Consider the following 19,888-nt stretch of genomic DNA (forward strand, 5'->3'; position numbering starts at 1 on the left):
TTTAGTTTATGGCGTTATTACAAATTTCAGAGCCCGGCCAATCCACTGCGCCACACCACCACAATTTGGCTTGTGGTATTGATTTAGGTACAACCAATTCTCTAGTGGCTAGCGTAATGAGCGGTGAGACGAAGCTAGTTTTAGATCAAAGCGATAGGGCAATCCTCCCTTCTGTCGTTTATTGCGGCTCTAAGGAGCTTATCGTTGGTCATGAAGCGCTTGATTTGGCAATAAAAGATCCAACAAACACAATTCTATCAATTAAGCGTTTTATGGGAATTGGTTATAGTGAAGCAAAAGAAATTAAAAATTTACCCTATGATTTTGAAGATCATAAAGGTAGCGTTTTATTTAAAACTGCAATTGGCAGCCTCTCAGCTATTGAAATTTCAGCAAAAATTCTCTCTACCTTAAAGACTCGCGCCGAAGGGGCTCTTGGCGGTGAGCTAAAAGGTGCGGTAATTACAGTCCCTGCATACTTCAATGATGCACAAAGACAATCTACTAAGGACTCAGCCAAACTTGCAGGGATAAATGTTTTAAGGCTTCTTAATGAGCCAACAGCGGCTGCAATTGCATACGGTTTGGAGTCTGGCGAAGAGGGTGTTCATGCGGTTTATGATTTAGGCGGCGGTACGTTTGATATATCAATACTAAATTTCACTAAAGGAGTTTTTGAGGTCCTTTCAACGGGCGGTGACTCAAGTCTTGGCGGTGATGATTTTGATAACTTAATTTTTGAAGACTGCACTCATTCACTAAATCTGACTAACTTAACTGCCTCACAAATCCAGACAATTAGAAAACTCTCAAAGTCTGCAAAAGAAGAGCTATCAGTCAATGAGGCTGCTGAATTTTCTATTGAAGACCAGCTCTATAAGATTACAAAATCTCATTTTGATGATATGAGTGAGCCTCTAATCAAAAGAACTTTACTTCTAACAAAGCGAGCTTTGAGAGATGCTGACGTTAATATATCTGACGTTAAAGAGGTTATTATGGTTGGTGGCTCAACTCGAATGAGCTCAATAAGAGAGCGAGTTGGAGAGGTCTTTAATAGGCCTGTTTTATGCTCTATTAACCCAGATGAGGTAGTTGCCAAGGGTGCTGCAATTCAGGCAAACATATTGGTTGGTAATAAAAGTAGAGATGACGTATTGCTGTTAGATGTTCTGCCTCTTTCTTTAGGTCTTGAGACTATGGGCGGACTGGTGGAGAAGGTGATTCATAGAAATACCACGATACCAATTACTAGGGCTCAAGAGTTTACGACCTACAAAGATGGTCAGACTGGAATGAGTATTCATGTATTTCAGGGTGAGCGCGAGCTTACAAAAGATTGTAGATCACTCGGACGTTTCGAGTTAAAAGGAATCCCTCCAATGGTTGCTGGGAGAGCTCGCATTCTAGTTGAATTTCAAGTGGATGCAGATGGCTTGTTATCCGTTTCAGCTAAAGAGGAAACTTCTGGCGTTAAATCTGAAATTATTATTAAGCCTTCATTTGGTCTTAGTGACTCCGATATGGAAAAGATGCTTAAGGACTCCGTTGTATTTGCCCAAGAAGATATTATCTTAAGGCAGCTTCAAGAGCAGAAAGTTGATGCAACAAGGACAATAGAGGCAATTGATTCAGCCTTGGAGGCTGATAAAACCCTTCTAGATGAGTCGATGCTTAAAACCATCCTTCAGTCAAGAGCCTATTTATCATCAATAATAGAGTCTGATGATGTTGCCCTCATAAAAAATGCAACCCTAGATCTTGAAAAGGTTAGCTCAAAATTTGTTGAGATGAGAATGAACAAGTCAATAATGAGCGCGATGAAAGGCCATAAAATTGATGAATTTAACTAATAACTATAAACTATCACTATGCCTCAATTAATTATCCTGCCAAATGAAGAATTTTGCCCTGAGGGTATTGTTATTGAAACAAATACTGGAACGAGTGTTTGCAGAGCTTTGCTTGACAATGGCATTGAAATTGAGCATGCCTGTGAAATGTCTAACGCCTGCACAACATGTCATATATACGTTCGAGAGGGTTTTGACTCAATCGAAGAGTCTGATGAAATCGAAGATGACCTGCTTGATAAAGCCTGGGGGCTTGATCCTGATTCAAGACTATCTTGTCAGGCTATTGTTCTAGAGGAAGACTTAGTTATTGAAATTCCAAGGTACACGATTAATCAGGTGTCAGAAAATCACTAAACTTTAAAAAAGAGAGTACTTATGTTTTTAGATAAAATTAATGACGGTTTTTGGGCTTGTAAGCATACGTGGTCAAAAAGCGCTAATAATACAAAGTGGTGCCTCATTGGTTGCGCTACTGGTGAATTTGCAACGTTGGCTTATTTCAGCTATTCTGGCGTCACGAGTGACCTTGTTCTTTATAGTACTGTTTGGTACTTATTTGCAGCGCTGCCTCTTATTAATGGCCTAATAACAAGTGTCATCTTGGAGACGATCATTCTTATCAGGTCAAATTTTGATTTTGCGAACGCCTTAAAAACGGCGCTCGGGATGTCTTTTATTTCAATGCTGATGATGGAAGTCGCGATGATGTTTACAGACCTAGTTTTTACAGGCGGCGTCTTGGGCTTAAATTATTTTGCGATCCCTTTAATGCTTTTGGTCGGATTTTTAGCGCCTTGGCCTTATAATTACTGGCGCCTAAAGAAGTTTAATAAGGCCTGTCACTAACCTCTCCCAATAAAGAAAGAGGTCAGTTAATTTATAATCTCTTACTCAATTGTAATCTTTGGAAAAGCCCCAATTGACTCGCTTTGAAGCGACAATGTTGCAGCAACATTCCTGGCAATTTCCTGATACATCATTGAGACTTTACTCTCTGGATCTTTAGCAACGCTAGGCGTGCCTTCGTCAACATCAGTTCTGATTTCAAGTTTAAGTGGCAGCGCTCCAAGAAACTTCGTGTTAGAGTTAGCGGCCATTCGCTCACCGCCGCCATTACCAAAAATCTCTTCAGCATGATTACAGTTTGAGCAAATATGAATCGACATGTTTTCAACGATACCTAGTATTGGAATGTTTACTTTTTCGAACATCGCTAAACCTTTTTGAGCGTCAATAAGCGCAATGTCTTGAGGCGTGGTAACAATGACCGCTCCGCTGACAGGAATTTTTTGAGATAACGTTAGCTGAGTGTCACCCGTTCCTGGTGGAAGGTCGACAATCATGTAGTCCACATCTTCCCATTCTGTGTTCTTTAAAAGTTGCTCTAAGGCCTGAGTTACCATCGGGCCGCGCCATACCATAGGAGAGGCTTCTTCCACTAAAAATCCGATAGACATTGCCTGAATGCCATGCGCTAGAACTGGCTTCATATTACCTTCTTTAGACTCTTCGGGCCTAAGATCTTTAACGCCTAGCATGCGCGGCTGAGAGGGGCCATAAATGTCCGCATCGAGGAGCGCAACGTTAGCACCTTCGGACTGAAGAGAGAGCGCAATGTTAACAGCAGTCGTTGACTTTCCAACGCCGCCCTTGCCTGAGGCAACAGCAATAATATTTTTAACGCCTGGCAGCGCAGGCACTCCGCCTTGAACCGCGTAAGCGGCTATTTTTGACTTGATAGAAATGTTTGAGTAATTAACGCCTTCCTTTGAGAGCGCTTCTTCGACTGAGCCTTTAAGGTCTTCGTGGTAGTTAATCGCAGGATATTTAAGCAGTAATTCGACGTTCACTATCTCATCGTCAATAGAGATATTTTTAACGTTCTCAGATGAAACAAGGTCTAAGCCTGTATGAACATCGATAACAGTGCTAAGAATTTTTTGTATTGAGTCTTCGGTTAAATTTGTCAATTTGGTGACCTCAGTCGGTAAAATAGCGCTATTTTATCGTACAACTATCTAAGGAATCCTTAATAATATTGGGATTATTGATAACAAATTATGACCAAACGAAGAATACTTGTTACTTCAGCTCTGCCTTATGCTAACGGTGAGATTCATTTAGGGCACTTGCTTGAATACATTCAGACAGATATCTGGGTTCGGTTTCAAAAAATGCAGGGTAATGAGTGTCATTATGTGTGCGCGGACGATGCCCACGGAACTCCGATTATGCTCAAGGCAGATGAGATGGGGATTGATCCCGAAGAGTTAATTACAGGCGTTAGTGAGCGCCACCAGGCAGACTTTAGTGACTTCAATGTTGATTTTAGTCAGTTCCACTCGACGCACTCTGAGGAGAATCGTCATTACTCAGAGCTGATCTATTCTCGCCTTAAAGATTCAGGCTTTATTAAGACCCGTGTTATATCTCAGGCCTATGACCCTGAAAAAGAAATGTTTCTACCAGACCGTTTTATTAAAGGTGAATGCCCTAAGTGCGGTTCTGAGGATCAGTACGGTGATAACTGTGAGGTATGTGGCGCAACTTATTCAACAACAGAGCTTAAAAATGCTAGGTCTGTTGTTTCTGGCGCTGTCCCAATTGAAAAAGAGTCTGAGCACTACTTCTTTGACCTTCCTCAGTTCGAACAGCAATTAAAGGAGTGGACAAACGCTGGACACCTTCAAGACGAAGTCAGCAATAAATTAGCAGAATGGTTTGAGCAAGGACTTCAGCAGTGGGATATTTCTAGGGACAAGCCTTACTTTGGCTTTCAAATTCCAGGAACTGAGGACAAGTACTTCTATGTCTGGCTTGATGCGCCTATTGGCTACATGGCGAGTTTTAAAAAGCTATGTGACAACAGTGAACTTGAGTTTGATGACTTCTTTGCTAAAGGCTCTGACACTGAGCTTTATCACTTCATTGGTAAGGATATTGTTTACTTTCATGCACTGTTTTGGCCGGCCACATTAATGGGCTCAAACTTTAGAACGCCGAACGCAATCTTTGCTCATGGCTTCTTATCGGTCAACGGTCAGAAGATGAGTAAATCGCGCGGAACCTTTATTAAGGCAAGGACTTACTTAGAGACCCTTAATCCAGAATGTCTCCGTTATTACTATGCCTATAAGTTATCTGCCAAGATTGATGACATTGATTTAAACCTTGAAGACTTTAAGCAGCGCGTGAATTCTGACATTGTGGGCAAGGTCGTAAACATTGCCTCAAGAAGCGCTTCGTTCATTGTTAAGAAGTATGACAAAGAGCTGTCCGCTGCATGCATCGAGCAGGAGCTCTACAATGAGTTTGTAGCCGCTGGCCCAGAAATTGCAGCACATTATGAGGCTAGGAACTTTGGTCATGCTATGCGCTCAATTATGAAGCTTGCGGACAAGGCGAATCAGTACATTGATGAGAAGAAGCCTTGGCAACTTGCAAAAGAAGAGGGTAAGGCTCAAGAGGTTCACGAGGTAACGTCTCTAGCGATTAACCTGTTTAGAATTTTGATGACGTATCTTAAGCCCGTGCTTCCAGAGATGGCTAAGAGTTCAGAGGAGTTCCTTAATATCGACTCACTGAACTGGGAAGACATTAAGAACCCACTGACCAGTCATCACATCAATAAATTTAAACCGCTCATGACTCGTATTGAAGATGAGCAATTAGAGGCAATGATCGAGTCGTCTAAAGTATAAAATACCAAAAGTTTTGGAGGATTGGCAGAGCGGCTTAATGCGCACGCTTGGAAAGTGTGTAATCGGTTAAACGATTCGTGAGTTCGAATCTCACATCCTCCACCAAACAATCTTCTTAGTACGTCTTACTAAGAATCCGAGAGTGTAAATATCCCACTATAACTCCTTTTGTTTCTCCATTTGTTTCTTCTTATCTAAACTTAGTTTTTCTTTAGCACTCATAACATAGGCTGCTCCTGCTAATAAAACGATAGCACCTGCTTCTGCTATTAATACCCAAGGGTCAGCATCTTTACTGTGTAATATAATCAATCTACACAATGCCGTCATTGCAATAATAATTGGTAGTGTTACTGGAATTCTATTACTAATATAATAAGCACCAACCATACCTACAATTTCTGTATAAATGAATAGCAAAAATAAGTCTGCTAGTTCAATATTTTGTAGTAACCACATACCCCATACTTCGTTGGCAGCGGCTACAACAGTTAATACACCTATGCCACCAAGCATTAGTTTTTCTGTAACTGTTGTAGTCCAATGTAGCCTTGCGTTTATGCTTTTCATCGAGCGTAAAGTCACCTGCAACTTATTTTTCATTATGTTCTATTACCTCTAAAATTATTATCATTAGAAAAAAGTAAATGACTCCGTAAACAATTGCATCTGCTATAGACACAAGCCATACAAAAACAGTAGTTATTATGCCATTATTTAGAAGTTCATCTCGAGTACTTCAATTGCATCTTTGAATCCTAGCTTTGCAGACTTTTCAAACCAATCTTTAGCAACATCTATATCTTGCATTAATCCTTGTGAACTATATAACCCTCTTGCATTAATCCATCCAAGGTTAAACTGAGCCATAGCATTTCCATTGTTAGCGGCAACCTCCATCTCCACCAATACATCTCTATGTTCATTTTCATAGAGTGTCGCTAAATTAGCATAAGAATCATCGCTTCCATTAAAGGTTGCTCTTTCGAACCAATATATCATTTCCACAATATCTTCTACTGAGTCATCCTTCCAACCAGCAGCAAGTCGCCAACCTAAATCATATTGAGCATCAGCATTGTTATTTTCAGCAGCCCTTAATAACCACATTTCACCGAGTTCTGGAATGTTTAGAGCGTTAGGGTCTCTGAAGTACATTGAAAGGACGAACTGTGCTTCAGCATTGCCCTTATTAGCTAAATCAACTATTAGGTTTGATGCCCTTACAAATTCACCTTGCCTCGCCATTGCAAGACTGTCATCGATGAGATAACTATCATCTTCAGCATTAGCTGTTAAGGAGATTAGTATTCCGAGTGAGACGCCAACAACAATTGCGATTAGTTTCTTTTTCATAACCACTATTCTAAGTAATGGAGGTATTAGATAAGTGAAGTTTAGAAGTTAATTAGAAAAAGATTAGGTGAATTTATCCATTGAATTTTACTTCGCCATCTCCTCTTTCCCAAACAACAATAGGGTCTTTATCTTCATCTATAAAGCCATCTTCCGTCAAGGTAAATTGGTGAATCTGTGTGGGTTTCCAGGCATCAAACTCAAGTTCCCCATAATTCTGATTTGCAAAATCTTCTAGTTCAAATTGAATTTCCATATCTTCTTGAAGGGTATGGAATACTTCTTCTAGGTCTAGAGCGTCAACAACCATAGGTACTTCTGCTTCTTCAATAACCTGTCCTAGATAACTCAACTCTAAGACAACTAAATACTTCGCCATAGTTACTCCATCATTGGTAATATTTCACTTGTAATTTAGTCGCCATTCCCGAAACTCAATCTCTCAAAGGATTTAATTGTACTTCTAATGTTGTCAATAAATTTTTTTAAAGTTAATAATAGTTTTTTCATATTAATTACACCAGCTTGACTTCTTCCCACCAGTGTACTTATAAGCTAATTCATTATCAAGTAACTCCTGTTCTAAGTTCACGCCATCAACCATCACATTAGCAACTACCCTGAAGTATTTACCTCTCTGAAGGTTATTCAGCTTAATCTCTTTGGCATTAGCTAGTTTATTTCTTACAAAATCGCGTGCTTTAATGGCTAAATCTTTCTCATATTTGCACTTTCCTCGTATCTCTGGAGTATCGACCCTGTTAAGCCTAATGGGTATGTTTTTGCCAACTATAGGAGGGAGCGAATCTATATCAACTCTAAAGGTGTCGCCATCATAGACACTGATTACTTTGGATACTATTGCTGTTCCATATTCAGGCGCGGCTTGTACTGACAAAACTCCAAGAAAAAGAGTGAGGTATAGGAGTAGTTTCTTCATACTATGGATTGTATATCAACTTAAACTAAAGTCCAAACTTCGTTTGATGTGTGAAGGGTAGTATTTATTTCACTGACACGAAGAGTTATCTATGCCCCAAGGAGTTTGGGTATTGCAAAAAAATGCATCGTCAAGAATAGCGCCCTTCAGGTTAGCACCTGTTAGATTTGCTCCAGTAAGATTAGCTAATGTTAGGTCAGCTTTACTTAAATCTGCTTGCCTAAGGTCAGCTCCTATAAGCAGAGCATCTTTAAGTATTACACCATAAAGGTTAGCTGCAAAAAATGAAGCGTCCTCAAGATTAGCGCCTTCAAGGTTTGAACCATATAGACTTGAACCTTCAAAGTTTGCTCCATAGAAATTTGTACCGGTAAGATTAGCCTCTATAAAGTTTGCCCCAGTAAGGTTAGCTCCAGTAAAGTCTAAGCCATTAAAATTCGTGGAACGTAAATTGCAACTCATACACTGATTAAGTTCATTTAATTTATTGATATTAAAGTCTAAATCTTGCCAATAATCATCTGTATCAGCAAAGGACATAGTAGTTAAACCTAGAGATAGAAGCACAAAAAGAAAGATTTTTTTCATACTAGTATTATATCTAAACTTGGACTAAAGTCCAAATTTAGTTTCATCTGTGAGGGAGGGATTATTAATGTGTAACTAAGTTCATTGACCTCATTCGACCATTACATCTCAAACCTTACATAAGGTTTTGAATTGCCATTACCAATTCTAACTTTGGATTATTTGGTGGTGAGCATTTACCGTAGCTTTGAATGCCAAGAGCGTAAACAGGCAAGACACAGCAGATAGCGCAACTCGGACCCAATGTAAGTTGTACCAGAATTCAAGATTTACACGAGCCTCTTCTGGTGTAAATGATTGCGCAACAAACCCATTATTCATTGGTATAAAGTAGACAGCAGATAGGCCAAGCCCGATCAAAGTTAGAACAAGCGCACAAAGCCAATAATTTCGAGCGAGTATAGTTTTCCGTGTGATCCAGATAGCAACAATTATTGCAAGTAAGCTAGGTAAAAACGTTAATGGCAGAGTCATCAAAAGCAAATCAAATTTACCTGCGAAGTCATTCATGAATGCAACTGGCTCTAAGGTTAACCAGAAAGCCGCATGTACCACCCCCATATTGATTAAGTTACCCAGATAAGCACCTGATGTGATAATGGCAATCGCATAGATTGAGAAGCTTAGAACATTTAAATCCACATGTTTTGATCGAGCCATATTAGTCTCTCCTAAAAAAATATGATTATATGTTAACTTAAATTAAAGTCCAAATTTCGTTTGATGTGTGAGGGAGGTATTAATAATAGTTAGCCGATATCAATGAGCCTCCCCCCGTACCCTTCAAAGTCTGTATATATGCGAAGGATGATAGGTATATTTAATTAGTATTAAATTATTAAAAAAATAATTTATTTGTGAGTAGATTAGTGAGTAGAATTTATACCAATAATTGATATATCTTTATATAGAAAGGCTGTAGGCGTTTAAGTGAATCCCTCTCCCTCCACCATACTTACTCTGTCACCATCGCTGATTTACTTGTAATTTAGTCGCCATTCGCGAAACTCTTCATTATGAATAGCGAAAACAAGACCTTCAGTAAAACCATTTTTAAGTCTATAAGTTTCTTTAAGGTCTTGACAATAAATATCAATAGTTGCGTTTAAATCATTAAGAGTGAAATAATCATTAATGCCTTGGTTATTTTCTTCTATTGATTTAGCAGTTTTTAAATCTGTAAACATACCGGTTATGATTTTTGCAATTGTATCTCTTTGTTTAATGCAGGCATCAAAGTCCTCTATGTAATCCTTGTAACCTCTGATAGCATATATCGTATAGTTGTTTGGTATAGTGTTCTTAATAAAAACTGAGGCTTTGTCATATATATTTTTCTCTCTCGGTACTATGATTTCCAAGAATTTATTTGGTTCATTGAGATAAGAATATCTATTTAAATCTTTGTATTTCTCAATCCCATCAAGTATTTCATCTTCACTCATAAATTCTAGCAGGCTGTCCCCAAGGCTTATATCTACAACTTCGAAATTTGCAAAATGGACTGCAAGAACTGCAGGGGAATTAAGAAAGAATAGTGAAAGCAGAAGTAGGGGTAGTTTTTTCATAATAGGATTATATGTTAACTGAGACTAAAGTCCAAACATCGTTTGATCTGAGAGAGCAACTATTATTAATAGTTAGTCGAGTTCAGTACCGATTAATTATTTTTCTTTAATTTGATAAATCCTTATAAGTAGAGGAAAAAGCTTCAATTGCTTTATCTAAATCACCTTTAGTATGTCCCGCTGATATTTGTACTCTGATTCTTGCTTTGCCTTTTGGCACTACAGGAAAGAAAAAACCAATTGCATAAATCCCCTTTTCTAGAAGTTTGACTGACATCTTTTGTGCTAATTTAGCATCACCTAACATGACTGGAACAATTGGATGAACGCCATCATCTACATTAAAGCCTGCCTCTTGCATACCTTGACGAAAGTAATTCGTATTCTTTTCTAGATGATCTCTTAGTTCTGTAGAGTTTGAAAGCATCTCTAATACTTTTATCGAGGCTGCACATATAGAAGGCGCAACAGTATTTGAAAATAAATAGGGTCTGGAGCCTTGCCTCAACATGTCAATGATTTCTTGACGACCTGAGGTGAAACCACCTGAGCCACCACCAAGCGCTTTGCCAAAGGTTCCAGTAATAATATCAACACGGTCCATCACATCACAATATTCATGAACTCCACGGCCTGTCTTTCCTATAAAGCCAGTCGCATGACAGTCATCATGATGGACCATAGCATCATACTTATCAGCCAAATCACATATTTTATCGAGCTGCGCAATAGTGCCATCCATCGAAAAAACACCGTCAGTTGTAATTAGAATACGTCTAGCTCCACTCTCTTTAGCTTCAATTAGTTTTGCCTCAAGATCAGTCATATCATTGTGCTTATAACGAAATCGAGCGGCCTTACAAAGACGAACACCATCAATGATTGAAGCATGGTTGAGTTCATCAGATATAACCGCATCGTCCTTAGACAAAATTGTTTCAAAGAGTCCTGTATTGGCATCAAAACAAGCTGCGTAGAGAATCGTATCTTCCATGCCAAGAAATTCACTAACCTTGTGTTCAAGTTTTTTATGGATGCTCTGAGTACCGCAAATAAAGCGGACAGATGACAAGCCAAAACCCCAGTCACTAAAACTATCTTTAGCTGCTTGAATTACCTCAGAATGGTTTGCTAAACCAAGATAATTGTTCGCGCACATGTTGATCACTTCAGTGCCACCTTCAAGTGTAATTTGGTTTTTTTGATCAGATGCAATGACACGTTCAGTTTTCCATAAACTTGCCTCTTTAATGGCATTTAAATCTTTTTCTAAGCTCGCTTTTGCACTTTTAAAACTCATTAAAATTCCTTAAATTAATCTTCCCAATTGAGGATGACTTTGCCAGATTGGCCTGAACACATTACATCAAAACCCTTCTGGAAGTCAGTGTAGTGGTAATGGTGGGTAATAATTTTTTCAAGTGGGAGCCCACTTTGTACCATCATAGAACCTTTATACCAAGTCTCAAAAATCTCACGACCATAAATACCTTTTATATGTAGCCCTTTGAATACAACCAAGTCCCAATCAATACCAGAACCCGAAGGCATGATGGCTAGCATTGCTACCTTGCCGCCATTAATCATTTTATTAAGCATCTCCCCAAACGCCTGAGGGGAGCCTGACATTTCAAAGCCAACATCAAAGCCTTCAAAAATACCTAAACTTTCCATTAATTCTTTCGTGATTTGATTTTTTTCAACATTAACAGTGATTACTTTCGGTAAGATTTTTTTAACTAAATTAAGGCGGTATTCATTTAAATCAGTAATTACTATATTACGAGCGCCACTGTGAGCAGCAACCATTGCAGCCATAATTCCAATTGGACCTGCGCCAGTTATTAAAATATCCTCTCCCACCATATCAAATGAAAGCGCGGTATGAACTGCATTCCCATAAGGGTCGAAACAGGCTAGTAAGTCCGCTGAAATTTTGACACTTGGTTTAAATACATTTTCTGCTGGAACCGATACATACTCTGCAAAAGATCCGTTTCGATTAACTCCAATCCCAACAGTATTAGGACACAGGTGTTTGCGTCCACCTAGGCAGTTACGGCATCGATTGCAAACTATATGACCCTCAGCAGAAACCAGATCACCAACCTTTAATCCAACAACACTTTCACCTAACTCAGCTATAACTCCAGCAAATTCATGGCCTGTTGTCATTGGCACAGATATGGTTTTTTTTGCCCATGCATCCCAATTATAAATATGTATGTCAGTACCACAAATTGCAGTTTTCTGAACTTTGACGAGCACATCGTTACTGCTTACCTCTGGCATGGGAACGTCTTCAAGCCAAATCCCTTTCTCTGAGTGGCTTTTAACTAATGCTTTCACAATACAATCCTTAGTTGTTTAAAAAAATATTAGTGAGTAGAATTTATATCAATAATTGATATATCATTTTATAGAAAGGGGCTATAGACGTTTAGTTGATTCTCAAATTCTAGATTATAAATAGTTCTTATTTAATTAGTCTATAAGTGGTAAGAGTTTATCAATAGATTCTTTTGCATCCCCGTAGAACATTCTTGCATTCTCCTTAAAGAATAATGGATTTTCGATGCCAGAATATCCTGTTCCCTGACCCCGTTTGGAGACAAATACTTGTTTAGCCTTCCAGCATTCTAATACAGGCATGCCTGCAATTGGGCTGTTTGGGTCTTCTTGAGCAGCTGGATTCACAATATCATTAGATCCAATTACAATAGCCACATCGGTATCTGGGAAGTCATCATTAATCTCCTCCATCTCCATAACGATGTCATAAGGTACCCGTGCCTCTGCTAGAAGAACATTCATATGACCTGGCAAGCGACCAGCTACTGGATGGATTGCAAAGCGAACATTTTTTCCCTGAGCTATTAACTTACGCGCTAATTCAGACACTGATTGTTGAGCTTGGGCAACAGCCATACCGTAACCTGGGATTATTATAATACTTTCAGCTTCATTTAATACAGAGGCAACACCGTCTACATCAATAGCGACCTGCTCTCCATTAATCTCCATTTGAGGGCCAGATGAACCACCAAAGCCACCAAGGATTACGCTCACAAAGGACCGATTCATAGCTTTACACATGATGTAGGATAAAATAGCGCCTGATGATCCTACTAAAGCTCCAACAACAATCAAAAGGTCATTACCAAGACTAAATCCAATCGCAGCAGCAGCCCAACCTGAATATGAATTCAGCATCGATACCACTACCGGCATGTCTGCACCACCAATACCCATGATAAGGTGATAACCGATAAATAAAGCCATGACCATCAGAATGATCATCGACAATAACTCACCAGAATTTAAATACCAAGCTACAGACAATACTGACACAATAGCTGCAGTTGCATTAAGAAAGTGACCCCCAGGAAGCTTGATAGCTTCTGAAGTTACTCTGCCTGCTAACTTGCTATAAGCAATCACTGAGCCTGTAAAAGTAACAGCACCAATCCAGATACCCAAAGCTGTCTCAACACGAAGAATGTTGATCTCTACAACTGACTTTTTAGCAAGTAGCCCTGAAAACCCTTCAAGCATTTTCTTGACAGTATCATCCATAGAGGCAATATTAACCAGCTCAAAATGAGTGTTAAAGCCCACAAATACCGCGGCAAGTCCAACTAAAGCATGCATACCAGCAACTAACTCTGGCATTTCAGTCATTCCCACTTTTGACGCTAAAAGGTAACCTATCAAGCCACCCGCTGCAATCAGAGCCAGTGAGAGCCACCAATGCCCTAATCCAGGACCTAGTAGGGTGGCAGATACAGCTAAGGCCATTCCAGTAATACCATACCAGACCGCGCGCTTTGCGCTTTCCTGACCAGACAGCCCGCCAAGTGATAGAATAAATAACACTGCTGCAAGAACGTAAACAGCAGAAGTAAAGCCTATTTCCATGACGCCAGCCTCATTAAGATTTCTGGAACATGGCAAGCATGCGCCTCGTTACAAGGAAGCCACCAAATATATTAATGCCCGCAAAAAACACTGATATCGCAGCAAGAACCATGACTATAGAGCTGGATGAGTTTATCTGAAGTATTGCTCCCAATATTATGATTGATGAAATCGCATTGGTCACAGCCATCAATGGCGTATGAAGAGAGTGGCTAACATTCCAAATCACTTGAAAACCAACAAAAACAGATAAGATAAAAACAATAAAGTGCTGCATAAAACTTGCTGGTGCATAGCTTCCAACTAAGAATAACAATGCGCCTCCAACAAAAAGTAATATAACTTGGTTTTTAGTCTGTTTTTTAAAGGCTACAACCTCATCAGCTCGAACCTCTTCAGGGGTTTTATCTGGAACCCTTGCTTTTTGAATAGCGGCAATAGCCTGTACTTTTGGAGGTGGAGGAGGAAAAGTAATCTCTCCATTGTGAACGACCGTTGCGCCGCGGATAACGTCATCCTCCATATCATGAACTATCACTCCATCTTTGTTGGGAGTCAAGTCATCAATCATGTGGCGAATATTACTGGCATAAAGAGTACTCGCCTGAGCGGCCATCCGGCTTGGAAAATCTGTATAACCAATAATAATTACGCCATTATCTGTAACAATGCGCTCATCTATAACAGTAAGCTTGCAATTTCCACCCTTTTCAGCAGCCAGATCCACTATCACTGAGCCAGGTTTCATACTGGCAACCATATCCTTAGTCCAAAGCTCAGGCGCTTCTCGATTAGGAATCAAAGCGGTAGTAATCACAATATCCATATCAGGCGCAATCTCTTGGAACTTGACTAATTGAGCGTTAGTAAATTCAGGCGAAGATACAGCAGCGTAACCTCCAGTTGAGGTGCTATTGTTCTGTTCATCTGCAAAATCTAAGAAAACAAATTCAGCGCCCATAGACTCTACCTGCTCGGCAACTTCTGGGCGAACGTCAAATGCATAGGTGATAGCACCAAGAGAGGTAGAGGTGCCAATTGCTGCGAGTCCAGCAACACCGGCGCCAACTACTAAGACCTTTGCTGGGGGTACTTTACCGGCTGCTGTCATCTGTCCAGTAAAAAAGCGGCCAAAGTTGTTACCCGCCTCAATCACTGCGCGATAGCCGGAAATATTGGCCATAGAAGATAATGCATCCATTTTTTGGGCGCGACTAATGCGCGGCACCATATCCATAGCAATAACTCTAGCCTCTTTAGCTTTAGCCATTTCCATTAACACTTCATTGGCGCTTGGATAGAAAAAAGAGATTAGTGTCTTGGAGGATGAAAGTCTTTTGATTTCAGATTCACTTGGGGGCTGAACCTTAACAATTACATCACTTGCCTTTATAAGCGCTTCACCAGATTTGCAGATCTCAACACCGACATCTTCATATTGTTTATCAATAAAGCCAGCTGTAATACCAGCACCCGTTTCTACCAGGCACTCATGACCAAGCTTTTTTAGCTTAATTGCACTATCTGGAGTTAAGGCAACACGCTGTTCACCTGAAGAGGTTTCTTTAAGAGCTCCAATTTTCATAACTTTCAACCTTTTATTTAACCGTTCTTGAAATGCTCTTATTATCAAAAAATTCTATGTGATAGGACTTCTTATACATATTACTAAAAGGATTTTAGATGAAAACAATGTAAGCTATTAGAGCAATAAACTTAAAAATATTATGGTTTAATCTACCCGATAAATACAAAATAGAGCAAAGATTTGTCTTGCCCCAACATATTTAATCACCTTTCCCGGGCTTTTCAGAAAATAAATGCATCTTTCCATCTGGAAAATTATCTGGGTGATATTTTTCATGCTCAGGGTCTGGACCACTATTTTCAGTTATAACTGGCCAATTCATATCAGTGCTGTATTTTCTATTGAACTCTAACCATTTAACGCCAACAGGATCAGTATCAGGCAATATAGCTTCAACTGGACACTCTGGGACGCAGACATCACAATCAATGCACTCATCTGGATTAATAACTAGTGTGTTTTCACCTTCGTAGAAACAATCTACTGGGCACACCTCAACACAATCTAGGTGCTTACATTTGATACATCCATCGGTTACTACGTAGGCCATTTGACTTCATCCAAATAATAGAAACTAAAAATATAACTCTGTGTTAATTTGAACACATTCTATTAAGAATAAAAACATGAAATACAACAAACATCAAAAAGAGTACAATTGATGAGTAATGGCTTTACTTCAACTAGCGGATAGAACTATGAAAAAACAGAATGAAGAACTAAAAACCAAGAAGCAAAAGAAATTATCATTGCAAGAAAAAGCAATAATGGCTACCAATGCAAGGTCTGAAGAGTCAGACACTCATAATTCTGACTGGAATCCGGGTTCACTAGGTAGATTGGATAAGGCTTTAAAAGAAGAGAGTTAATATTTATTTGCAGGGTGATTAATTAAAAAACCATACCGCCACTTTAGATCTATATTGATTTAAAATAACTCGCCGTAGCAATTACCTTAAATACCTTTCTAAATGAATTCCTTGATTATTAAATTACAAGATCGACTTAATGGGCTTTTCCCTGGCCTAATTGTTGTTGGGACAATAGCTGCAGCAGCAGGATTTCTAAGCCTTCACTACAAAGCCCCAGTGATGCTCTTTGCACTCCTAATTGGTATTGCCTTTAACTTTCTAGCAACCGATGAGCGCTGCGCTCCAGGCATAGAGTTCTCAAGTAAAAAAATTCTTCGCTTTGGTGTTGCGTTATTAGGCTTCAGAGTTACGCTTGATCAAATTTTAGGTCTTGGCACGAATGTACTTTTACTTGTTCCAATTCTTGTGCTTTCATCGATTGCAATTAGTTGGTTCATCGCGAAGTTGATGGGTAGGCGTTATCTTTTTGGACTTTTAACCGCGTGCGCTGTCTCAATTTGCGGCGCAGCTGCAGCGCTTGCTGTTGCCTCGGTCCTCCCTAATTGGAAAGATAGGCATCGTGATACTTTATTTGTCGTTGTATGCGTAACAGCGCTCTCAACCTTTGCGATGATTGCCTATCCTATTTTGTTTTCAGTAGGGGGCTTTAGTGACGTTGAGATTGGAATCCTTATTGGGGCAACCATCCATGATGTTGCGCAGGTAGTGGGTGCTGGCTATGCCGTTTCTAATGAGACTGGTGATGTAGCGACCTTTATTAAGCTTCTGAGAATTTCAATGCTACCGTTCATCGTTATCATTATTGCGCTTTTATTAAAGGGTGATGATGAGCTTGGAACTATTAGCCCTAAAGCATTCCCATGGTTTGCTCTTGGCTTTGCCTTATGCCTGATTGTAAATAGCATCGGATTCATACCTGAAATCCTAACGGGGTTTCTTGCCGATGTCTCGCAATGGTTTTTAGTGTTTGCTATTGCAGGGCTTGGCGTTTCCACATCCCTTAAGTCGATGATGGAGCTAGGCGGAAAATCAATCGCACTTATGGTCTTGCAAACTGTCGCGTTACTTGGTATTGCAGTTCTCGCTGTGTCAACGGACTTCATCTAATAAAGGAGAGAAAATGAAGGTTTTAGAGGTTTTAGATGCTGAATTGGTTTTGGTGGATTTAGAGGTGAATTTGGGAAATAAAAAGCAAAACAGTCCAACGCTTTGTGCTCGATACAACGGAAAAATTATTCCCTTAAGCACGCCAGATGGAAGGCCAATCCTAATGAAAGAAGATAACGCTATAGAAGGTGACTCAGAAGTTAAATAAACCTCTCTAACATGACTTGACTTAGGCAAACTTTGCTTTGATTAGTGTCCACATGCGGCCATCGATTGTAATCAAACCAAACCCAATAAGGCTCATACCTACAAAGTGTATTATCTCTAGGCTTTCATTGAGCACTAGGACTCCAAGTAAAATTGCAGAGATTGGAACCAGAAAGCTTACCAAAGATAAATTGATTGCCCCAGCTGAACCAAGAATTTTGAAATACAGTACATAGGCAAGGGCGGTTGATATTACTGCAAGAGCAAACACAGAAAATATTGACTCGAAAGATGCTGCGCTCACATCTGGAATTCCGTCCATGCCGAGCGCAATTGGTATCATAACAAGGGATGATGCGGCTGTTTGACCGGCCGCTATGACGATTGGGTTAACTCCCATCTTTTTGAAGCGCCTACCAAATGTTCCTGCAAAAGAATACGCAATTCCAGCTAAAAGAATAGCGAGCTGTGCGAGCGTTTTTCCAGTCTCTATTTTTTCAGGAAAGCCAATCATTACCGACACCCCAATAAAACCAATCACCACGCCTATAACCTTCCTTGAGCTTACTTTTTCATCTGGCAGAAAAAGTCCTGCCATAATTACAGCAAAGAAGGGCACAGCTGAATTAAAGATAGATGCAAGGCCCGCATCAATCTGAGTCTGACCCCAGGTAATTAATGAGAAGGGAATGGCGTTATTGAGTATTCCCATTATTAAAAATGATAGCCACAACTTAAGTGAAATGGGTACATGGAGTTTTGTATAAAACACGATTGTCCACAACAGTATTGTTGCAATCGATACTCTCAAGGCTACTATAGTTAAAGCTGAAAAGTCTTGTAAGGCAATTTCAACAAAGAAAAATGAGCCGCCCCAAAAAACGGATAAAACAATAAGCATCAGCCACTCTTTATTAGCCATTGCAGTTTGTATATTTGCTGTCATAGTATAAAAAGGTTAGATAAGTGCTAAATTTTAAAGCATCTTAGTAGCGTACCAGTTACAGAATGAGGCAACGTTTTCTTCCATTAGAGGAGAAAATTGCCCTTGCAGTGATGGTGAATTTCGAAGCCCTTTATGTTGATTCTCTAGAGCAATAATGTCCTCACTCATGGCGTCATCAAGGCGCTGATAATAGGCTTGAGATTTTTCATTAAAATCAGGGAGCTCCGTTGTACTTTTTGGAAAACAAATGCTTTGACGTATTTGGCAGCGCTCTGAACTAATTGGAGTGGCTTCATAAACCCAGATCGCCTCTTGGCTTGCTGCAAAAGTCATATTTGGAAAAATCCAGCTATACCGAGCTCCAAGGCTCCATGGCTCTGTTAAACTCGTCATTTTTGGTAAAGCGCTGAGCTGTTGAGCCTCAAGAAGGGCGCCAGTTCCAGAGGTAAGTCCAAACTGACTCGCATAGTCATCCAATGTAATGTCTGACTCTTCAGGCTTCCAATAGAGATTATCGATGCTGGTTGGGTGCACGTTGTTCAGGTGGTAGTATTCATTAAAAACATCTAAAAATGCCTTCCAATTGCACTGCACTTCAAAGGCTTGACGCCGTGTCGTTACAAGATCGTTCAATGCCCAAGGCTTATGAAGCTTTGCAAAATCGCCTAACTGCTTCTCTAAACTTGTTGACTCACTACCAATAAAAGCAAACAAAAAACCTTCTACTTCTTTTAGGTCATACTCAATCAGTGAGTGCTCTGCGAAATCAAAATTTGGATTTTTATCCATCTCTTTGGCGTGAATTAGGACTCCATCTTGTGAATATGTCCAGCCATGAAAAGGACAACTAATTGCTTGGCATTGTCCGTTACCCTCTAACAACTTAGCGCCGCGATGCCTACAGGTATTTGCATATAACCGTAAAGCTTTATCTTGATCACGAATCAATAAAAGTGCTTGACCGCATAACTCTAATGCTTCATATTCACCCGGAAGCATCAATCTATCTGCCCGACCTAACCCTAGCCATTGATCTGTAAAAATACGATTTTTTTCTTGTGTAAAAATAGAATTCTGCCAATAGAATTCAAAAGGGAGGCTCCTTCTATGCGGCAGTGGTAACGTGCATAGCTTAAGATTTTTTAGTAGTTTATTTTCAATTTTCTCACTGTTTTTCATCGTTAATTGCTTTAATTGACTTTTAAATAATACATTGTTATTTTGAATTACATTGGAGCATG

At 39.6% G+C, this 19,888-nt stretch carries 22 protein-coding genes and 1 tRNA gene; 8 read left to right on the top strand and 15 right to left on the bottom strand.

Translation table 11 applies throughout. From position 1 onward, the window contains the following. The first annotated feature begins 8 nt into the window (after positions 1–8). Genes hscA through AC5YGD_RS04580 form a run of 3 tightly spaced genes read left to right on the top strand, consistent with a single transcriptional unit; the run spans position 9 to position 2,702 of the window. Positions 9–1,853, top strand: coding sequence for a Fe-S protein assembly chaperone HscA (hscA, locus tag AC5YGD_RS04570; RefSeq protein WP_496142328.1), 1,845 nt, complete (start codon positions 9–11; stop codon positions 1,851–1,853). A gap of 18 nt (positions 1,854–1,871) precedes the next feature. After that, on the top strand, positions 1,872–2,210 hold the full coding sequence (fdx, locus tag AC5YGD_RS04575; protein WP_271558565.1) for an ISC system 2Fe-2S type ferredoxin: 339 nt from the start codon (positions 1,872–1,874) through the stop codon (positions 2,208–2,210). Between the two features lie 21 nt (positions 2,211–2,231). Next, the gene (locus AC5YGD_RS04580; RefSeq protein WP_496142329.1) at positions 2,232–2,702 is read left to right on the top strand and encodes a DUF4396 domain-containing protein; all 471 of its coding nucleotides are present in this window, start codon (positions 2,232–2,234) and stop codon (positions 2,700–2,702) included. Positions 2,703–2,743: 41 nt separating this feature from the next. Here the strand turns inward: AC5YGD_RS04580 and apbC are convergent, their stop codons facing one another. Then, positions 2,744–3,826 carry an iron-sulfur cluster carrier protein ApbC gene (apbC, locus tag AC5YGD_RS04585; RefSeq protein ID WP_496142330.1) on the bottom strand — a complete coding sequence of 361 codons (1,083 nt, stop codon included), beginning with the start codon at positions 3,824–3,826 and terminating at the stop codon, positions 2,744–2,746. Between the two features lie 90 nt (positions 3,827–3,916). Between apbC and metG the strand changes: the two genes are divergently transcribed. Then, positions 3,917–5,557: a methionine--tRNA ligase gene (gene metG, locus AC5YGD_RS04590; protein ID WP_496142332.1), complete on the top strand. Its 1,641-nt coding sequence runs from the start codon at positions 3,917–3,919 to the stop codon at positions 5,555–5,557. A gap of 15 nt (positions 5,558–5,572) precedes the next feature. Further along, positions 5,573–5,662 (top strand) — tRNA-Ser (locus AC5YGD_RS04595). Positions 5,663–5,713: 51 nt separating this feature from the next. Here AC5YGD_RS04595 and AC5YGD_RS04600 read toward each other — a convergent pair. The 12 genes from AC5YGD_RS04600 to fdxA form a co-directional block, all read right to left on the bottom strand. Further along, positions 5,714–6,160 carry a phosphate-starvation-inducible PsiE family protein gene (locus AC5YGD_RS04600; RefSeq protein ID WP_496140858.1) on the bottom strand — a complete coding sequence of 149 codons (447 nt, stop codon included), beginning with the start codon at positions 6,158–6,160 and terminating at the stop codon, positions 5,714–5,716. A 114-nt stretch (positions 6,161–6,274) separates the two neighbouring features. Beyond that, entirely contained in the window at positions 6,275–6,913 is a 639-nt protein-coding gene (locus tag AC5YGD_RS04605; protein ID WP_496140859.1) for a tetratricopeptide repeat protein, read from the bottom strand. 73 nt (positions 6,914–6,986) lie between these two features. Beyond that, on the bottom strand, positions 6,987–7,292 hold the full coding sequence (locus AC5YGD_RS04610; RefSeq protein ID WP_496140860.1) for a hypothetical protein: 306 nt from the start codon (positions 7,290–7,292) through the stop codon (positions 6,987–6,989). A gap of 132 nt (positions 7,293–7,424) precedes the next feature. Then, positions 7,425–7,853 carry a thermonuclease family protein gene (locus tag AC5YGD_RS04615; protein ID WP_496140861.1) on the bottom strand — a complete coding sequence of 143 codons (429 nt, stop codon included), beginning with the start codon at positions 7,851–7,853 and terminating at the stop codon, positions 7,425–7,427. Between the two features lie 69 nt (positions 7,854–7,922). Next, on the bottom strand, positions 7,923–8,441 hold the full coding sequence (locus AC5YGD_RS04620; protein WP_496140862.1) for a pentapeptide repeat-containing protein: 519 nt from the start codon (positions 8,439–8,441) through the stop codon (positions 7,923–7,925). 147 nt (positions 8,442–8,588) lie between these two features. Continuing rightward, positions 8,589–9,101, bottom strand: coding sequence for a hypothetical protein (locus AC5YGD_RS04625; RefSeq protein WP_496140863.1), 513 nt, complete (start codon positions 9,099–9,101; stop codon positions 8,589–8,591). A gap of 317 nt (positions 9,102–9,418) precedes the next feature. Continuing rightward, entirely contained in the window at positions 9,419–10,009 is a 591-nt protein-coding gene (locus AC5YGD_RS04630; RefSeq protein WP_416688376.1) for a hypothetical protein, read from the bottom strand. Between the two features lie 106 nt (positions 10,010–10,115). Continuing rightward, a complete protein-coding gene (gene kbl, locus AC5YGD_RS04635) occupies positions 10,116–11,309 on the bottom strand; it encodes a glycine C-acetyltransferase (protein WP_496140864.1) in 1,194 nt (397 codons plus the stop codon). A gap of 14 nt (positions 11,310–11,323) precedes the next feature. Then, a complete protein-coding gene (tdh, locus tag AC5YGD_RS04640; RefSeq protein ID WP_496140865.1) occupies positions 11,324–12,358 on the bottom strand; it encodes an L-threonine 3-dehydrogenase in 1,035 nt (344 codons plus the stop codon). Between the two features lie 135 nt (positions 12,359–12,493). Further along, on the bottom strand, positions 12,494–13,927 hold the full coding sequence (locus tag AC5YGD_RS04645; protein WP_496140866.1) for an NAD(P)(+) transhydrogenase (Re/Si-specific) subunit beta: 1,434 nt from the start codon (positions 13,925–13,927) through the stop codon (positions 12,494–12,496). 13 nt (positions 13,928–13,940) lie between these two features. Then, a complete protein-coding gene (locus AC5YGD_RS04650; protein WP_496140867.1) occupies positions 13,941–15,512 on the bottom strand; it encodes a Re/Si-specific NAD(P)(+) transhydrogenase subunit alpha in 1,572 nt (523 codons plus the stop codon). Between the two features lie 202 nt (positions 15,513–15,714). Beyond that, positions 15,715–16,065, bottom strand: coding sequence for a ferredoxin FdxA (gene fdxA, locus AC5YGD_RS04655; protein ID WP_271541719.1), 351 nt, complete (start codon positions 16,063–16,065; stop codon positions 15,715–15,717). Between the two features lie 148 nt (positions 16,066–16,213). Here fdxA and AC5YGD_RS04660 point away from each other — a divergent pair, with 148 nt between their 5' ends. From AC5YGD_RS04660 to AC5YGD_RS04670, 3 genes are all read left to right on the top strand, one after another. Beyond that, the gene (locus AC5YGD_RS04660) at positions 16,214–16,384 is read left to right on the top strand and encodes a hypothetical protein (protein WP_496140868.1); all 171 of its coding nucleotides are present in this window, start codon (positions 16,214–16,216) and stop codon (positions 16,382–16,384) included. Positions 16,385–16,486: 102 nt separating this feature from the next. Continuing rightward, positions 16,487–17,494 (top strand): putative sulfate exporter family transporter, encoded by a 1,008-nt coding sequence (locus tag AC5YGD_RS04665; protein ID WP_496140869.1) that lies wholly within the window; start codon positions 16,487–16,489, stop codon positions 17,492–17,494. 13 nt (positions 17,495–17,507) lie between these two features. Continuing rightward, a complete protein-coding gene (locus tag AC5YGD_RS04670) occupies positions 17,508–17,702 on the top strand; it encodes a hypothetical protein (RefSeq protein ID WP_271558546.1) in 195 nt (64 codons plus the stop codon). A 21-nt stretch (positions 17,703–17,723) separates the two neighbouring features. Here the strand turns inward: AC5YGD_RS04670 and AC5YGD_RS04675 are convergent, their stop codons facing one another. Continuing rightward, positions 17,724–18,647 carry an EamA family transporter gene (locus AC5YGD_RS04675; protein ID WP_496140870.1) on the bottom strand — a complete coding sequence of 308 codons (924 nt, stop codon included), beginning with the start codon at positions 18,645–18,647 and terminating at the stop codon, positions 17,724–17,726. 30 nt (positions 18,648–18,677) lie between these two features. Beyond that, entirely contained in the window at positions 18,678–19,826 is a 1,149-nt protein-coding gene (locus AC5YGD_RS04680; protein ID WP_496140871.1) for an SRPBCC family protein, read from the bottom strand. Positions 19,827–19,888: the final 62 nt, after the last annotated feature.

This window comes from Candidatus Pseudothioglobus sp. uisw_070, from assembly GCF_059512545.2.

What these genes read in the sequence shown, in the direction of transcription:
- hscA (WP_496142328.1), top strand. Translation starts at nt 9, where the DNA reads ATGGCGTTATTACAAATTTCAGAGCCCGGCCAATCCACTGCGCCACAC.
- fdx (WP_271558565.1), top strand. Translation starts at nt 1,872, where the DNA reads ATGCCTCAATTAATTATCCTGCCAAATGAAGAATTTTGCCCTGAGGGT.
- AC5YGD_RS04580 (WP_496142329.1), top strand. Translation starts at nt 2,232, where the DNA reads ATGTTTTTAGATAAAATTAATGACGGTTTTTGGGCTTGTAAGCATACG.
- metG (WP_496142332.1), top strand. Translation starts at nt 3,917, where the DNA reads ATGACCAAACGAAGAATACTTGTTACTTCAGCTCTGCCTTATGCTAAC.
- AC5YGD_RS04600 (WP_496140858.1), bottom strand. Translation starts at nt 6,160, where the DNA reads ATGAAAAATAAGTTGCAGGTGACTTTACGCTCGATGAAAAGCATAAAC.
- AC5YGD_RS04605 (WP_496140859.1), bottom strand. Translation starts at nt 6,913, where the DNA reads ATGAAAAAGAAACTAATCGCAATTGTTGTTGGCGTCTCACTCGGAATA.
- AC5YGD_RS04610 (WP_496140860.1), bottom strand. Translation starts at nt 7,292, where the DNA reads ATGGCGAAGTATTTAGTTGTCTTAGAGTTGAGTTATCTAGGACAGGTT.
- AC5YGD_RS04615 (WP_496140861.1), bottom strand. Translation starts at nt 7,853, where the DNA reads ATGAAGAAACTACTCCTATACCTCACTCTTTTTCTTGGAGTTTTGTCA.
- AC5YGD_RS04620 (WP_496140862.1), bottom strand. Translation starts at nt 8,441, where the DNA reads ATGAAAAAAATCTTTCTTTTTGTGCTTCTATCTCTAGGTTTAACTACT.
- AC5YGD_RS04625 (WP_496140863.1), bottom strand. Translation starts at nt 9,101, where the DNA reads ATGGCTCGATCAAAACATGTGGATTTAAATGTTCTAAGCTTCTCAATC.
- AC5YGD_RS04630 (WP_416688376.1), bottom strand. Translation starts at nt 10,009, where the DNA reads ATGAAAAAACTACCCCTACTTCTGCTTTCACTATTCTTTCTTAATTCC.
- kbl (WP_496140864.1), bottom strand. Translation starts at nt 11,309, where the DNA reads ATGAGTTTTAAAAGTGCAAAAGCGAGCTTAGAAAAAGATTTAAATGCC.
- AC5YGD_RS04645 (WP_496140866.1), bottom strand. Translation starts at nt 13,927, where the DNA reads ATGGAAATAGGCTTTACTTCTGCTGTTTACGTTCTTGCAGCAGTGTTA.
- AC5YGD_RS04650 (WP_496140867.1), bottom strand. Translation starts at nt 15,512, where the DNA reads ATGAAAATTGGAGCTCTTAAAGAAACCTCTTCAGGTGAACAGCGTGTT.
- fdxA (WP_271541719.1), bottom strand. Translation starts at nt 16,065, where the DNA reads ATGGCCTACGTAGTAACCGATGGATGTATCAAATGTAAGCACCTAGAT.
- AC5YGD_RS04660 (WP_496140868.1), top strand. Translation starts at nt 16,214, where the DNA reads ATGAAAAAACAGAATGAAGAACTAAAAACCAAGAAGCAAAAGAAATTA.
- AC5YGD_RS04665 (WP_496140869.1), top strand. Translation starts at nt 16,487, where the DNA reads ATGAATTCCTTGATTATTAAATTACAAGATCGACTTAATGGGCTTTTC.
- AC5YGD_RS04670 (WP_271558546.1), top strand. Translation starts at nt 17,508, where the DNA reads ATGAAGGTTTTAGAGGTTTTAGATGCTGAATTGGTTTTGGTGGATTTA.
- AC5YGD_RS04675 (WP_496140870.1), bottom strand. Translation starts at nt 18,647, where the DNA reads ATGACAGCAAATATACAAACTGCAATGGCTAATAAAGAGTGGCTGATG.
- AC5YGD_RS04680 (WP_496140871.1), bottom strand. Translation starts at nt 19,826, where the DNA reads ATGAAAAACAGTGAGAAAATTGAAAATAAACTACTAAAAAATCTTAAG.